Annotated in this window: 13 protein-coding genes; 12 read left to right on the top strand and 1 reads right to left on the bottom strand. The window is 56.5% G+C overall.

Features of this window, described 5'->3' with window-relative positions; genetic code table 11:
* The first annotated feature begins 1 nt into the window (after position 1).
* The gene (locus Q7F15_RS15045) at positions 2–400 is read left to right on the top strand and encodes an FxsA family protein (protein WP_371808889.1); all 399 of its coding nucleotides are present in this window, start codon (positions 2–4) and stop codon (positions 398–400) included.
* A 44-nt stretch (positions 401–444) separates the two neighbouring features.
* Here Q7F15_RS15045 and ytvI read toward each other — a convergent pair whose 3' ends face one another.
* Positions 445–1,569, bottom strand: coding sequence for a sporulation integral membrane protein YtvI (gene ytvI, locus Q7F15_RS15040; RefSeq protein ID WP_171565736.1), 1,125 nt, complete (start codon positions 1,567–1,569; stop codon positions 445–447).
* A gap of 353 nt (positions 1,570–1,922) precedes the next feature.
* Here ytvI and citZ point away from each other — a divergent pair, with 353 nt between their 5' ends.
* From citZ to Q7F15_RS14985, 11 genes are all read left to right on the top strand, one after another.
* Positions 1,923–3,035: a citrate synthase gene (gene citZ / locus Q7F15_RS15035; RefSeq protein ID WP_212132276.1), complete on the top strand. Its 1,113-nt coding sequence runs from the start codon at positions 1,923–1,925 to the stop codon at positions 3,033–3,035.
* Positions 3,036–3,181: 146 nt separating this feature from the next.
* Entirely contained in the window at positions 3,182–4,465 is a 1,284-nt protein-coding gene (gene icd, locus Q7F15_RS15030; protein ID WP_171565734.1) for an NADP-dependent isocitrate dehydrogenase, read from the top strand.
* Between the two features lie 71 nt (positions 4,466–4,536).
* Positions 4,537–5,475 (top strand): malate dehydrogenase, encoded by a 939-nt coding sequence (gene mdh / locus Q7F15_RS15025; RefSeq protein ID WP_171565733.1) that lies wholly within the window; start codon positions 4,537–4,539, stop codon positions 5,473–5,475.
* A 258-nt stretch (positions 5,476–5,733) separates the two neighbouring features.
* Complete coding sequence (locus Q7F15_RS15020; protein WP_171565732.1) at positions 5,734–6,429, top strand: response regulator transcription factor; 696 nt, start codon at positions 5,734–5,736, stop codon at positions 6,427–6,429.
* 15 nt (positions 6,430–6,444) lie between these two features.
* A complete protein-coding gene (gene pnpS / locus Q7F15_RS15015; RefSeq protein ID WP_171565731.1) occupies positions 6,445–8,214 on the top strand; it encodes a two-component system histidine kinase PnpS in 1,770 nt (589 codons plus the stop codon).
* A gap of 145 nt (positions 8,215–8,359) precedes the next feature.
* The gene (gene phoU / locus Q7F15_RS15010) at positions 8,360–9,016 is read left to right on the top strand and encodes a phosphate signaling complex protein PhoU (RefSeq protein ID WP_212132274.1); all 657 of its coding nucleotides are present in this window, start codon (positions 8,360–8,362) and stop codon (positions 9,014–9,016) included.
* A gap of 150 nt (positions 9,017–9,166) precedes the next feature.
* On the top strand, positions 9,167–10,258 hold the full coding sequence (locus Q7F15_RS15005) for a PRK06851 family protein (RefSeq protein ID WP_304414552.1): 1,092 nt from the start codon (positions 9,167–9,169) through the stop codon (positions 10,256–10,258).
* 72 nt (positions 10,259–10,330) lie between these two features.
* Complete coding sequence (locus tag Q7F15_RS15000; protein ID WP_171565729.1) at positions 10,331–11,254, top strand: VanW family protein; 924 nt, start codon at positions 10,331–10,333, stop codon at positions 11,252–11,254.
* A 527-nt stretch (positions 11,255–11,781) separates the two neighbouring features.
* On the top strand, positions 11,782–12,207 hold the full coding sequence (locus tag Q7F15_RS14995; RefSeq protein WP_212132270.1) for a MarR family winged helix-turn-helix transcriptional regulator: 426 nt from the start codon (positions 11,782–11,784) through the stop codon (positions 12,205–12,207).
* 9 nt (positions 12,208–12,216) lie between these two features.
* Positions 12,217–12,876, top strand: coding sequence for an HlyD family secretion protein (locus Q7F15_RS14990; RefSeq protein ID WP_171565727.1), 660 nt, complete (start codon positions 12,217–12,219; stop codon positions 12,874–12,876).
* A complete protein-coding gene (locus tag Q7F15_RS14985) occupies positions 12,877–14,094 on the top strand; it encodes an efflux RND transporter periplasmic adaptor subunit (RefSeq protein WP_230076635.1) in 1,218 nt (405 codons plus the stop codon).
* Position 14,095 lies beyond the last annotated feature (1 nt).

Genomic DNA, 14,095 nt, shown 5'->3' with positions numbered 1-14,095 from the left:
CATGCTGTTTCGCATCCTTGTGGTCTTGTTTGTCGTCGTGCCGGCGATTGAGCTGTGGGGTCTGATCGCGGTAGGCAAAGTGATTGGCGGCTGGAACACGGTGGCGCTGGTGATCCTGACCGGACTGGTTGGCGCCTGGCTGGCCAAACGGCAGGGCATGCAGGTGCTTCGGCTGCTGCAGCTCCAGCTCTCGCGCGGCCAGATGCCGACGGAAGCGCTGATCGACGGCGCGCTCATTCTCGCGGGTGGAGTGCTGCTGTTGGCGCCGGGCTTTTTCACCGACCTGTTCGGGCTGTTGTTTCTCATCCCCTACACGCGGTTAATCGTGCGCCATCTCTTGAAGCGCTGGCTCTGGTCGCTCATCTCCAGCGGCCGCGTGCACATCCTTTTCCGCAGGTAAATCGGCGCCAAGACACGAAAAAAAGGAGGAATGGCGCCTCCTTTTTACGTGCCCTTGATGTATCGCCAGATGTCGGAAAAGACGTCCGCCTTCACCAGTGCATTGATCAGCACAAGTGAGACGGGACCGATGATCAGCCCGAGAAAGCCGAACAGTTTCAGGCCCACGAACAGGGCGACCAGCGTCAGCAGTGGGTCGAGACCGACGTTTTCCGCCACCACCTTGGGTTCGATGATCTGACGGAAAATCAACACAATCGCGTAGAGGATCGACAAGCCGATCACCAGGCTGTAGTTGCCTTTGAAAAAGAGATAGACAATCCAGGGGATAAAGACCGTCCCTGTGCCCAGATACGGAAGCAGATCCACCAGACCGGTGATCAGCCCGATGGTGATGGCGTATTCGACGCGCAGGATCAACAGGCCGACAATCACGATCGCGGCGGTGAGCGAAATCAGCGTCAGCTGCGCCTTGCCAAAGCCGAACAGCGCGGCTTTCAGGTCTTTGAAAATCTGATTCAGCCGTTTGTTTACGCCCTTTGGCATAAGGCGGCGGAAGCGCGCTTCCCAGAGGAAGAAGTCCTTGGCAATGAAGAAGGCGCCCAAGATCGAAATCACCAGCACAGTCGCCAGGTTCGGCAGCGAGAGGAGCAGGTTTTTCAGCCCTTCCAGGAACTGCACGATCAGGTGCTGACCGGCCTGGGTGATCGAGGTGATCCCTTTGCCCACGGTGCTGTCGATCTTTTCCTTGTAACTGGGGTCTAGCTGCTCGTAGAACCATTGCACCTGGTTGTACAACCCCATCAGGAAGTCTTGGGAGATCGTCCGCTGCAGGTACGTGCCCAGCTCGTTGGCAAACCCGGGCAGCTGTCTGGCCAGTTCCCCGATCTCGACGACCGTCTCGGTGACGACCAGGGTGACGACGCCGGCGGTAAGCACCATCAGCAGAAGCAGCGCGACGGTCACCGACAGCCAACGGGGGATCCGAGCCTTTTTCGTCAGATAGGTGACCGGTCGGTGGATGATCAGCGCGATGACTAACGAGATGAGAAATGGGTAAAGTAAGGGTAATGCAAATTGGGTCAGCTTGAAGCCCGCGTACACGAGCAGACAGACCCAGATTAATCGAAGCAGTTGAAAGAGGCGTTCCACCCAGTTTTCCCGATTCAAACGCGTTCTCCTTTCTGGCCCCAAGGGGACGGCGAACTTCCATGTACCTATTATGCAGCATGCTTTCCGGGGCTGACAAGTTTTGGCTGGACCTTGCGCTTTCCGGGCAAGTTGTACTTTTTTCATTCACAAAATCGCTATAATCTTTTATAATTGTGTCGAATTACGGTTGGATTCTTTTTATTGCCATGCAGTTGCAAGGCCATCCGGTCTCTCCTCCTCTTTCGGCCCGACGAGAAAGCGAATGATGAACCTCAGCACTTCATTCACAGCGGAGGGGGTAGTAAAAAGAACCGCCCCTACTTCATCCTGACAACTTCATAATAGCTTAGAGTGGAAAAGGAGAGAGTTACATGACAGCTACTCGTGGACTGGAAGGCGTTGTTGCCGCTCAATCTTCGATCTGTTCCATCGTCGACGGTGTGCTCAGCTACGGAGGCATCAACATCGACGAACTCGCTGAAAACGCTACCTTTGAAGAAGTCGTATACCTGCTCTGGCATGGAGCCCTACCGAAGCGCGATCAGCTGGAGGCTTTGAAAAAGCAGTTGGGTGAAAATGCTGCGGTGCCGAAAGAAGTCATCGACAGCATCCGCACTTATCCGAAAGGCGTACACCCCATGGCGGCGTTGCGCACAGCTGTCTCTTCGCTAGCGCTCTACGACCAAGAGGCGCAGGACATGTCTCCGGAGGCCAACTACCGCAAGTCGATTCGACTGGTGGCACAAACTCCTACCCTGGTGGCAGCGTTTGCGCGAATCCGCAAGGGACTGGAGCCGGTTGCCCCCAATCCGTCTTACAGCATCGCGAAAAACTTCCTGTACATGTTGACGGGGGAAGAACCGTCGGAGACGGCCGTGAAGGCATTTGACGTTGCGCTGATTCTGCACGCAGATCACGAGTTCAACGCGTCTACGTTCTCCGCGCGCGTCACTGTCGCAACTCTGACTGACATCTACTCCGGCATCGTCTCTGCCATCGGCACGCTGAAAGGGCCGCTCCACGGCGGCGCAAACGAAGCGGTGGCAGCCATGCTGGCGGAAATTGGCACCATCGACAACGTGGAATCCTACATCCGCAAAAAACTGGACAACAAGGAAAAGATCATGGGCTTCGGACACCGCGTGTACAAGGACGGCGACCCGCGTGCCAAGTGGCTGAAACAAATGTCCAAAGAGCTGACGGCACAAGTGGGCCGTTCCGACCTCTACGAGATGTCCGTCAAAATCGAAGAAATGGTAACCGGCGAAAAAGGCCTGAAGCCGAACGTCGATTTCTACTCCGCGTCTGTTTACACCTCGCTCGGACTGGAAAGCGACCTGTTCACGCCGATCTTTGCCATCAGCCGCATGTCCGGTTGGACCGCGCACATCATGGAGCAGTATGAAAACAACCGCCTGATCCGTCCGCGCGCTGACTACACCGGACCGGTCAACCGGCATTACGTGCCGATCGACCAGCGCTAAGACCTTTGCTTTTCCGAGCGTGGAGGAGGCGGCCGCCAAAGCGGTGCGACACTCCTGAGCGCAAGCTTGAGAACTACCACGTCGCGTGGTAGTTCTCCTACGTCTGGAAATATCTTTCACTACTTTTTCACACTGGAGGGATTCTTGTGTTTAAAACCCTGTCGCAGCCTGCTGCCGGTGAAAAAATCACGGTAGACAACGGAAAACTGGTGGTTCCCAACAACCCGATCATCCCGTTCATCGAAGGTGACGGTACCGGTCCCGACATCTGGAAAGCGGCTGTCCGCGTACTGGATGCGGCCGTGGAAAAGGCGTACAAAGGCGAAAAGAAAATCGCCTGGTTTGAGGTATATGCAGGAGAAAAAGCGTTCAACCAATTCGGCGAGTGGTTGCCGGAGGATACCCTGACTGCTGTTCGCGAATACCTGATCGCAATCAAGGGTCCGCTCACCACGCCGGTCGGCGGCGGCATCCGCTCCATCAACGTGGCACTGCGCCAGGAGCTGGACCTGTACGCGTGCGTGCGTCCGGTTCGCTACTTCCAAGGCGTTCCGTCTCCGGTGAAACATCCTGAATTGACTGATATGGTCATTTTCCGCGAAAACACCGAGGATATCTATGCCGGTGTCGAGTGGGCGGAAGGCACCCCGGAAGTGAAAAAGGTTATCGAATTCCTGCAAAAGGAAATGGGCGTGAAAAAAATCCGCTTCCCGGAAACCTCCGGTATCGGCATCAAGCCGGTTTCCAAAGAGGGGACCGAACGTCTGGTGCGCGCGGCAATCAACTACGCGCTGGCCAACAAGCGCAAATCCGTCACGCTGGTGCACAAAGGCAACATCATGAAGTTCACCGAAGGCGCGTTCAAAAACTGGGGCTACGAACTGGCTGAGCGCGAATTTGGCGACAAAGTGTTCACCTGGGCACAATACGACCGCATCAAAGCGGAAGGCGGCGACGCTGACAAGGCGCAAAAAGAAGCAGAAGCAGCAGGCAAAATCATCGTAAAAGACGTGATTGCCGACGCGTTCCTGCAGCAAATCCTGACCCGTCCGGCTGAGTACGATGTCGTGGCTACACTCAACCTGAACGGCGACTACATCTCCGACGCACTGGCAGCGCAAGTGGGCGGCATCGGTATCGCACCTGGCGCCAACATCAACTACCTGACCGGCCATGCCGTATTTGAGGCAACCCACGGTACTGCTCCGAAATACGCAGGTCTGGACAAGGTAAACCCGTCTTCCGTCATCCTGTCCGGCGAAATGATGCTGCGTCACCTGGGCTGGAACGAAGCGGCAGACCTGATCATTTCCTCCATGGAAAAAACCATCTCCGCGAAGACCGTAACCTACGACTTCGCTCGTCTGATGGAAGGCGCAACTGAGCTGAAATGCTCCGAGTTTGCCGATGCCCTGATCAAAAACATGTAATCAATCCAACAGAGATGTAAGCGAGACGATCACCGGCTTTTGCACTTCAAAATAATTGGAGGCGAACCAATATGGCATTCCAACGCAAAAAAATCGCTGTCATCGGCAGCGGCTTTACCGGTGCTACCACGGCATTCATCCTGGCGCAAAAAGAACTGGGAGACATCGTGCTGGTTGACATTCCGCAACTGGAAAACCCGACCAAGGGGAAAGCGCTGGACATGATGGAATCCTCGCCGGTGCTGGGCTTTGACGCCAACATCACCGGTACGGCCAACTACGCTGACATCAAAGATGCCGACCTCGTGATCATCACTGCAGGCATTGCGCGTAAACCGGGCATGTCCCGCGACGACCTGGTGAACACCAACGCGGGCATCATGCGCTCCGTGGCTGAACAGGTGAAAACCTATGCGCCCAACTCCATCGTGATCGTGCTGTCCAACCCGGTAGACGCGATGACCTACACCTTCTTCAAAACGTCCGGGTTCCCGAAGGAGCGGGTCATCGGCCAATCCGGAGTGCTGGACACCGCCCGTTTCCGCACTTTCGTGGCGATGGAACTGAACGTCTCCGTAGAAGACGTAACCGGATTTGTGCTGGGCGGTCACGGGGATGACATGGTGCCGCTGGTGCGCTACTCCTACGCAGGCGGCATACCGTTGGAAAAACTGATCCCGAAAGATCGTCTGGATGCCATCGTGGAACGCACCCGCAAAGGCGGCGGCGAGATCGTCAATCTGCTGGGTAATGGCTCCGCTTACTATGCGCCGGCCGCTTCCCTGGTGCAAATGGCGGAAGCGATCCTGAAAGACAAGAAGCGCATTCTGCCGGCGATCGCCTACCTGGAAGGCGAATACGGATACAGCGACCTCTATCTGGGCGTACCGACCCTGCTGGGCGGAAACGGCCTGGAAAAAGTGATCGAGCTGGATCTGACGCCAGAAGAAAAAGCGGCGCTCGACAAATCTGTCCAATCGGTTCGCAACGTGATGAACGTGCTCAACTAACTAAGTGAGCAGTACGTCCGGCAAACCGGTATTCCCCTGTCAAGTGACAGAAGGTAAACAAGCCCTCAAGATGCCTGAGCTCGGTATTGTACCGGGCTCAGGTTATTTTTTGCAGACAAACTCCAGGCGGTTATTCTTTACTGAAAATTAACTTGTAAAGCTGTTTGGGCATCTGGCAGACTAAAATTGAGTTTTTTCGTTGTTTTGGTAAAGCTAGCTAGCGAGAGAAGGACGCAAAAACCTGGGGGGTACTGGCTTGTGACCAAAATTTTGGTTGTAGACGACGAAGTGTCGATTGTGAAGCTGCTGCAGTTTAATCTGGAAAAAGCGGGGTTTCAGGTAGTGACCGCGTACGACGGCAAACAGGCGTTGGACGTGATCAGAAGTGAACAGCCCGATTTTATCATACTGGACTTGATGCTGCCGAAAATGGACGGCATGGATGTGTGCAAGACGCTTAGGCAGGAGCGGAACAACACGCCGATTCTGATGCTGACCGCCAAGGACGACGAACTGGACAAAATTCTCGGCCTGGAACTGGGAGCGGACGATTACCTGACCAAGCCGTTCAGCCCGCGGGAAGTGATCGCCCGCGTCAAGGCGATCATGCGACGCGTCCAGACGGGGAACGAATCGGCGGCGGCGCTGGACGAAGTGATGCTGCAGTTTGGCGAGATCCGCATCTATCCGGAAAAATTCGAGGTGTACCGGCGGGACGACAAGGTGGAGTTGACGCCCAAGGAGTTTGAACTGCTCCACTACCTGGCCAGCCATCCCGGCCGCGTGCTGACCCGCGATCAACTGCTGAACGCGGTCTGGAACTACGATTTCATCGGGGACTCGCGCATTGTCGACGTCCATGTCAGCCATCTGCGCGAGAAGTTGGAGGACGACACGAAAAATCCCCGCTACATCAAAACGGTGCGCGGGTTGGGTTACAAACTGGAAGGATGACGGGAGGCCATTTCCTTGACGCGCTTTCGCATCAAACTGACCATGACCATTCTCGGACTCATCTCGCTGGTCCTTGTGCTGATGGGAACCTATTTTGCGAAGGTGTTGGAGCAATCCTACCTGCAGACGCTGCATGAACTGCTTTCCCGGGAGTCCAAACTGGTGGCCCAGGTAGTTCGCTCTCCCGAGGTCTTTTCCGACGTGAAGATGCTGGCTGACCGTGTGAGCCAGGTAGCCCCGGAAGAGGTGCGCCTTACGATTATCGACCGGACGGGGAGGGTGCTCTATGACAACAGCACACATAAGGAGGAGATGGAAAATCACGCCGACCGGCCGGAATATGTCGCGGCGCTGAACGGGGACATTGGCATTTCCCGCCGCTACAGCGAAACGATGGGCTACGACATGATGTACGTGGCCGTGCCTGTCAAAGAGGGAGACAAGACCATCGGGGCCGTCCGTTCCTCCATGTCGATGAAAGACATCACCGACACCGTCCACAACATGTGGTACAGCCTGCTTACGGGACTACTGGTGACGCTGGTAGTCGGGGCGATTGTCGTCTCGCGCATCTCCTACAGCATCATTCGCCCGATTGAGGAAATTACCCGGGTGGCCCGCAATATTACCCAGCGCCACTACGAAAGCCGGGTGCGGATCAAGTCCAATGACGAGATCGGCCAATTGGCGGGTGCCATCAACTTCATGGCCTCCAGCCTGGAACAGCAGATGTACGAAATCTCCGAAAATCAGCAACGCCTCACCGGCGTGCTTACCAACATGACCAGCGGGGTGATCTTCATCTCCGAAGAGCGGCGGATCATGCTGGTCAATCCGGCCGTTGAGAAGCTGCTCGGCACGTCCGGACACGATCTCGTCGGCCGGCTGCACATTGAGGCGAGCAAAAGTTTTGGGCTTAGCCAGTACATCGACCGCTGCCTGGACACGGGGGAAAAGTTCCGCCAGGAGGTGCACATCTACTACCCGCAGGAACGCATCCTGGACGTGAGCTTTGCGCCGTACATCAACTTCAAGGGAGAGGCAAAAGGTGTGGTTGTCGTCCTGCACGACATCACCGAGATTCGCCGCCTGGAGAAGATGCGCAGTGAATTTGTCGCCAATGTCTCGCACGAGCTCAGGACGCCGATCACGTCCATCAAGGGGTTTACCGAGACGCTCCTGGATGGCGCGATGCAGGATAAGGAAACCTGCCGCAATTTCCTGCAAATCATCTACGACGAAAGTGAGCGGCTGTACCGCATGATCCGCGATGTTCTCGACCTCTCCAAGATCGAGCAGAAGCGCATCCAACTGCAGATGACCCCGGTCCATGTGCAGGAGCTGATCGCCTCGACGGCCGCAATCGTGCAGGAGCAGGTGAACCGCAAGCGGTTGTCGCTCACCCTGCCGGACCCGGAGCCGGCGGTCTGGCTGACGACGGACAAGGACTGCCTGCAGCAGATCGTGCTCAACCTCATGTCCAACGCCTTGGCCTATACTCCGGAAGGCGGCTCTATCACGCTGCGCGTCAAACAGCTGGGGGCGCAGGTGCAGATTCAGGTGGAGGACACCGGCATCGGCATCCCGGAGCAGGACATCCCGCGCATCTTTGAACGGTTTTATCGCGTGGACAAGGCGCGCAGCCGGGATTCCGGCGGCACCGGCCTGGGGCTTGCCATCGTCAAGCACCTGGTGGAAAACCTGCATGGCCAGATCAGCGTGGAAAGCGTGGAAGGAAAGGGAACCACGTTTACGGTGACGCTGCCGTCAGAAGGATCAACGTAACGCGAGAGTCGAAGGGCTCTCGCTTTTTCTTTTGGCCGCCATGCTGTTTGCTGATATTTTACAACTTTACACTACGCTAACAATCTCTTCACTCCCTGTATACAATCCCCTTGTAGCATTGGGTGTACAGAATGGAGGGGAAGGTATGGCACGGCACGCATTTGAGGAACAACTGGATGTCCTGCACCGCAGCCTGATGTCCATGGGCACGCTGGTGGAGGAAGCCATCCACAAGGCGATCAAAAGTCTGGTCGAACGGGACGCGGATTTGGCCCAACAGGTTATTGAGCATGACACGATGATCAACGAACTGGAGCATCAGATCGAAATCGGCTGCTTTCGCCTGATCGCGCTGCAGCAGCCGGTGGGCAGCGACCTGCGCCGTTTGGGCACGATGCTGAAGCTGGTGACCGATTTGGAGCGGATGGGCGACCACGCTGTTGCCATCGCCAGGACGACGCGCCGGCTGATGGTGGAGCCGTACGTCAAGCCGCTGATCGACATTCCGCTGATGGCAGACCACGTCAAGGCCATGGTGCGAGACTGCCTGAACGCCTACATCACCCGCGACAAGGAAGCGGCCAGAGAAGTTGCCCTTCGCGACGACGCCGTCGACAAGCTGTTTTCGACGATTTTCCGCGATCTGATCGACGTGATGAGCAGCAACAAGCAGTCCATCAACCAGGGCACTCACCTGCTGTTTGTGGCCCAGTACCTGGAGCGGATCGCCGACCACGTCACCAACATCTGCGAGTGGATCTTTTACCTCAACACCGGCAAGATGACCGATCTGAACAAGTAACGCCCATCATACCGGGCAGTCCGCGGGCTGTCCGGTTTTTTTACGGCTGCAAGGCGCACATTTTCTTGCCGTGGGCAGAAGCCTATCGGTTCATGATCGCATAGGATAAACCGATCCGACATGACACACAACATCCAGGAGGGGTTGTCAATGAATACAAAGGAGCGACATATATTCGCGGGCGGCAATACGGCCAGAGGATACCGTTGTTTTTTTGATTCCGTCCTGGCGGAGATGGACTGCCTGTTTGTCCTGACTGGCGGAGTGGAAGGCCTGGCTTCAACATTGATCAAACAGATTGGTGACGAACTTGCCCCCCGCGCCGGCAGCGTGGAGTGGATTCATTCCCCGTTTGTCAACGGCGCCTTTGACGGAGTGATTTTTTCTGATCTGCGGGCCGCCGTGGTGGATGGGAGCTATCCGCGTGTGCTTCAGCCGAGGGCGCCGGGGCTGATTGAGTCCTATGTCAACTTGCAGGCTGTGATTGACACAAATCGCCTGGCTCCCCGCAGGAATCTGATTGCGACCTGGTTCGAAGCGCTGTACCAAAAGACGCAGGAAGCGTACGAAGCCTTTGCCCAGGCGCTTGCCATCCACGACGAGTGGGAGGAAATCTACATCTCTCGCCTGAATCGGGAAAAAGCCAACCGCGTCGCAGAAGAAGTGACGGAGCTGTTTTTTGGAGAGGAAACCCTGCCAAAGAACGCCCGCATCCGGCACATGTATCTGGGCGCAGCCACACCGTCCGGACCGGTTGATCACATCGCCAATCTGACCGCCGACATCGGCAAACGCTACTTTATCAAAGGGCGACCCGGTTCCGGCAAGTCGACGATGCTGAACAAACTGGTGGCGGAAGCAAAGCGGCGCGGTTTCGACGCCGAAGTGTACCACTGCGGACTGGACCCGAACAGCCTGGACATGGTGATCCTGCCCGAAAAAAGCATCGCCATTTTTGACAGCACGGCGCCGCATGAGTACTTCCCCGACCGAAGCAGTGACGAAGTGATCGACATGTACGCCCGGGCCATCGAGCCGGGCACTGACGAGGTGTTTGCCGACCAACTTGCCGAGATCAGGGGGCGCTACGCCGCCGCGATGAAAAAGGGAACCGCCAGCCTGGCCGAAGCGCAGATATGCCGCCATCGCCTGGCTGACATCTACGGACAGGCGGCCGACCGTTATAAAGTGGAGGCTGTTCATCAGTCCATTGTGCGTGAACTGACCGCGCGGCTGGCCTGACGTTCGGCTGCCGCCCGTGCGCATGAAACCCGTTCGGCTGCTCATACTATGCGGAGGAGGTGAGCAGTCCGGATGGGTTTCCCTGTTGTGTTGGCACTGCTCTTGATGGCCAATCCGCTGGATGCGACTGATTTTTTGCGGGTCGAATGGGGAGAAGAGACGATTGCCATACTCGACCGCGCCGACTATACGCTGCCGTTTTCAGGAGTTCCCCTGGTGGACGAAGCAAAGCTGGAGAGGGTTATCAAAAGCGTGGCGGAACAGGTGTACCAGGCACCGGTGAACGCCACGATTGACGGAGCAGGCAGGATCGTTCCCGAAAAGCGGGGACGGGCGCTGCATGAAAAAGCGTTTACCGAACAGGTCTACGACTACTTTTACGGAAGCGGTTCGAAAAGCATCACGCCCGCCATCCGCGAGGTGATGCCCAAGGTGGACCGCGAACTGCTGAACCAGGTGCGGCAAAAGTTCATCGGAGGCTACTCCACCTATTACAATCCCCGGAACAAAAACCGTTCTCATAACATCATGCTGGCTGCCAAGGCGATTAACAATTACGTCGTCCTGCCCGGAGAAATCTTTTCCTTTAACAAGGTGGTTGGCCCACGCACTCGGCAAAAGGGGTATCTGGAAGCGCCGATCATTGTCAGGGGAGAACTGTCCGAGGGGATCGGCGGGGGCATCTGTCAGGTGTCGTCTACCCTGTACAACGCTGTCGATCGCGCCGGCATGCACATTTTGCAGCGATACTCCCACAGCCGCCACGTCGCGTACGTCCCGCCCGGGCGGGACGCCACAGTGAGCTGGAACGGGCCTGATTTTGTGTTTCAGAACAAGTACGCGTATCCCATCCTGATTCGCGCCTATTCCGGAAACGGACAGATCACGGTTACCATCCATTCATTCCCGGAAATCGAATACGAACCCAGGCATGTGCCCAGTGTGCGCAATCACATGCCGGAAGAAACGCCGGCAGATCCGCAGCTTCCGGACTAGACAGCACCCGTTGTGAGATGCTGTCAGCGTGTAGACAAGTCCGTGGCGCATGGGTGATCGGGCCCGCTCGCTCTCTTGACGACCAGCAGAGAAGTTGGCAGCGTCCGCTTCAAAACGCGACGCGGGCAGGGGGCAAACATCTGGGTAGTTCGAGGAAGTGAGACTTGTGCCCCCTGTATCCCCCACGTCTTTCGTTTTTCAAAGCTGGGCAGGTCGTCAAAGGAGCTCGCTTGGCCCATCACTCCATGCCATGTCCTTTTTCTGCACCTTCGGTTGATCAATGTGCAGGCCTTCCGGCCTGGAAACGATGGAGGAGCGTTTCCTCGCGGAACTTCAACGATTGGCTTCAGTCCGGACAGCACCCGTTGCGAGGTGCTGTTTTTGTTTGGGCCGCTGCGCCCGAGGCGGCTTGTCGGATGTGCTGTGCGCACGAAAAACGTATTGTCAAGGATTTGAAAAAGGCGTAATATATATTTCGTGTTTAAAATTTCGGGTACGAAATAATTCTGAACGAAAGGAGGCGCATGATGAGCAAGCCGATCTTGGTGAGAGATCTGTTAAAGCGGCTTAACAAAACGCTGACTACTATCGCGACCAAAGAATTGGCGAAATTCGGATTGACTGTGCCGCAATTGATGGTGCTCAAGCAAATCCAATGCGAGCCCAAGACGATCGGTCAGATCAGCAAGGCGGTCGACCTGTCCTACAGCACGGTCTCGGGCATTATCGACCGGCTGGAGCGGGAACAAATGGTTGAACGCGTCCGCGACAAAAAGGACAGGCGGGTAGTCTGGATTCGCGGCACGGGCAAGGTGAAGGAAAAGGTCGATCAGATCCCGATCTTTTCCGAAGAGTATTTCAACAAGTTGTTCAAAGACATTTCCGATGAGGAGATGGATCAAATCGTCCATGTACTCGAGACGCTGATCGAAAAACTGGAAAGAGAAAGTTGAGGAGAAACCATGAAGCGAAAACTTGTCTTGTACATCATCCTGCTCCTGATGGTAGCAGGAGGGGGCGGCATCGGTTACTACTACTGGTATCAGGGGAGCCACTACGTCACCACACAGGACGCCCGCGTCGCCGGTGACATTTACCGCGTGATGCCGCGGATTTCCGGCAAGCTGACGTCGCTGAAGGTTCACGAGGGGGATGTCGTCGTGGCGGATCAGATCGTCGGACAGCAGGATACGACCAATCTGACGACCAACCTGTTGGAAAACGCGGTGCTGCGGGCACCCATTACCGGCACGGTGATCAAGACGCTGGCAAAGGAAGGAGAGGTTGTCTCTCCCGGTCAGGCAGTAGCCATGGTGGTGGACGAGAATAACCTGTACATTTCCGCCAATGTGGAAGAGACGGAGCTTGGCCGCCTCAAGCTGGGGCAGAAAGTGGACATCACGCTGGACGCTTACCCGGGCAAACAGCTGACCGGTCACCTGTCCGAAATCGGCCAAGCCACCAACTCCACCTTTGCGCTGCTGCCGTCTGTTAACACCAGCGGCAACTTTACCAAAGTGACGCAGCGGATTCCGATAAAGGTGGCGATTGACAATGCCGCCGGAATCCAACTGACCCCTGGTCTGAATGCGGAAATCAAAGTGCACGTAAAGGGGATGTAAGTGATGAAGACAATGAAATGGAAACAAGTGGGGATAATCGTGGCGGCCTGTTCGCTGCTCGCCGCAGGTTGCAGTGAAACGACAGCCGGGCCGGAAGAAAGCCAGCCGGTCGTGAAAGTGTGGAAGCTGGAATCGAATCAGGCCGGCTCGATCGCAAGCGGAAAGATCGCACCGGCAGAAGAAATTCAGGTGGTCTCCAAACTGGCAGGGAAAGTGGAGCAGGTGCATGTGAAGGAAGGCTCGGTCGTGAAGAAGGGCGACGTGCTCGTCTCGTTGGAAGCGAACGATTACCTGGAGCAAATCAGACAGGCGGAAGCCGCCATCGCCAGCGCCCAGGCGCGTCTGCTCGACACCCAGGCCGGCGCGCGCAGCCAGGAGCTGCAGCGTCTGGAGAGCGGCGTGGAGCAGGCAAAAGCGGCGCTGGAGGTAGCCGAGAGCAGCTACAATCGGATGAAGGCGTTGTACGATTCCGGCGCGATCTCCCAGGCCGATCTGGAAAAGGTGACGCTGGAGCTGGAAAAAGCGCGGACGGGGTACGATCAGGCCAAGGCTCAATACGATTTGGCCAAGGCGGGACCGACAGCCAATTCCGTGGCCGCGCTGGAGGCAGAAGTGAAACGTCTGCAATCCGGTTTGCAACTGGCCAAAAGCACTTATGAAAATACCAAGATTGTCGCCCCGATCTCCGGCATCGTGGCTCGCCGCAGCATCGATCCCGGCGAGATGGCCCAGCCGGGCGTTCCGCTGCTGGTGCTGGTCCAGATGGATCAGGTCAAAGTAGAGGCCAGCGTGCCCCAGGAGCAGATCAACCAGGTGAAAGTCGGTTCGGCAGTTGATGTGAAAGTGGACAATCGTACGCTCAAGGGTACGGTGGAGTTCGTCAGCCCGATCTCCGATACCAACAGCAGCTCTTTCCCGATCAAGGTGCGTTTGGACAACAAGGATGGCGCGCTGCGGGCAGGGATGCTGGCGGAGGTGTACCTGCCAAACCAGGCGACCGACAGCGAAGTGAAAATCCCCTCCTCGGCCGTCGTGACCAAGGAGAACAAGCAATTCGTGTACAAAGTGGACCGCGACATCGTGCATCAGGTAGAGGTAACTGTCGGGGAAATCAAGGGCGATTGGGTTGCAGTGACCAAAGGGGTAGCCGCTGGCGACCAGCTCGTGCTGAATCCTGGTGACGATTTGGCCGAGGGCAGCAAAGTGATCGTCAACTGAC

Source organism: Brevibacillus aydinogluensis (genome assembly GCF_961514395.1).
Lineage (GTDB): Bacteria > Bacillota > Bacilli > Brevibacillales > Brevibacillaceae > Brevibacillus > Brevibacillus aydinogluensis.
The sequence above is the reverse complement of the archived record's forward strand: the minus strand, read 5'-3'. Positions and strand labels throughout refer to the sequence as shown.

Bases quoted from the DNA above. Each gene is read 5' to 3' on its own strand.
- phoU (WP_212132274.1), top strand. From the start codon at position 8,360: ATGGCACGGCACGCATTTGAGGAACAACTGGATGTCCTGCACCGCAGC.
- mdh (WP_171565733.1), top strand. From the start codon at position 4,537: ATGGCATTCCAACGCAAAAAAATCGCTGTCATCGGCAGCGGCTTTACC.
- Q7F15_RS15005 (WP_304414552.1), top strand. From the start codon at position 9,167: ATGAATACAAAGGAGCGACATATATTCGCGGGCGGCAATACGGCCAGA.
- citZ (WP_212132276.1), top strand. From the start codon at position 1,923: ATGACAGCTACTCGTGGACTGGAAGGCGTTGTTGCCGCTCAATCTTCG.
- Q7F15_RS15045 (WP_371808889.1), top strand. From the start codon at position 2: ATGCTGTTTCGCATCCTTGTGGTCTTGTTTGTCGTCGTGCCGGCGATT.
- Q7F15_RS14995 (WP_212132270.1), top strand. From the start codon at position 11,782: ATGAGCAAGCCGATCTTGGTGAGAGATCTGTTAAAGCGGCTTAACAAA.
- Q7F15_RS14990 (WP_171565727.1), top strand. From the start codon at position 12,217: ATGAAGCGAAAACTTGTCTTGTACATCATCCTGCTCCTGATGGTAGCA.
- Q7F15_RS15000 (WP_171565729.1), top strand. From the start codon at position 10,331: ATGGGTTTCCCTGTTGTGTTGGCACTGCTCTTGATGGCCAATCCGCTG.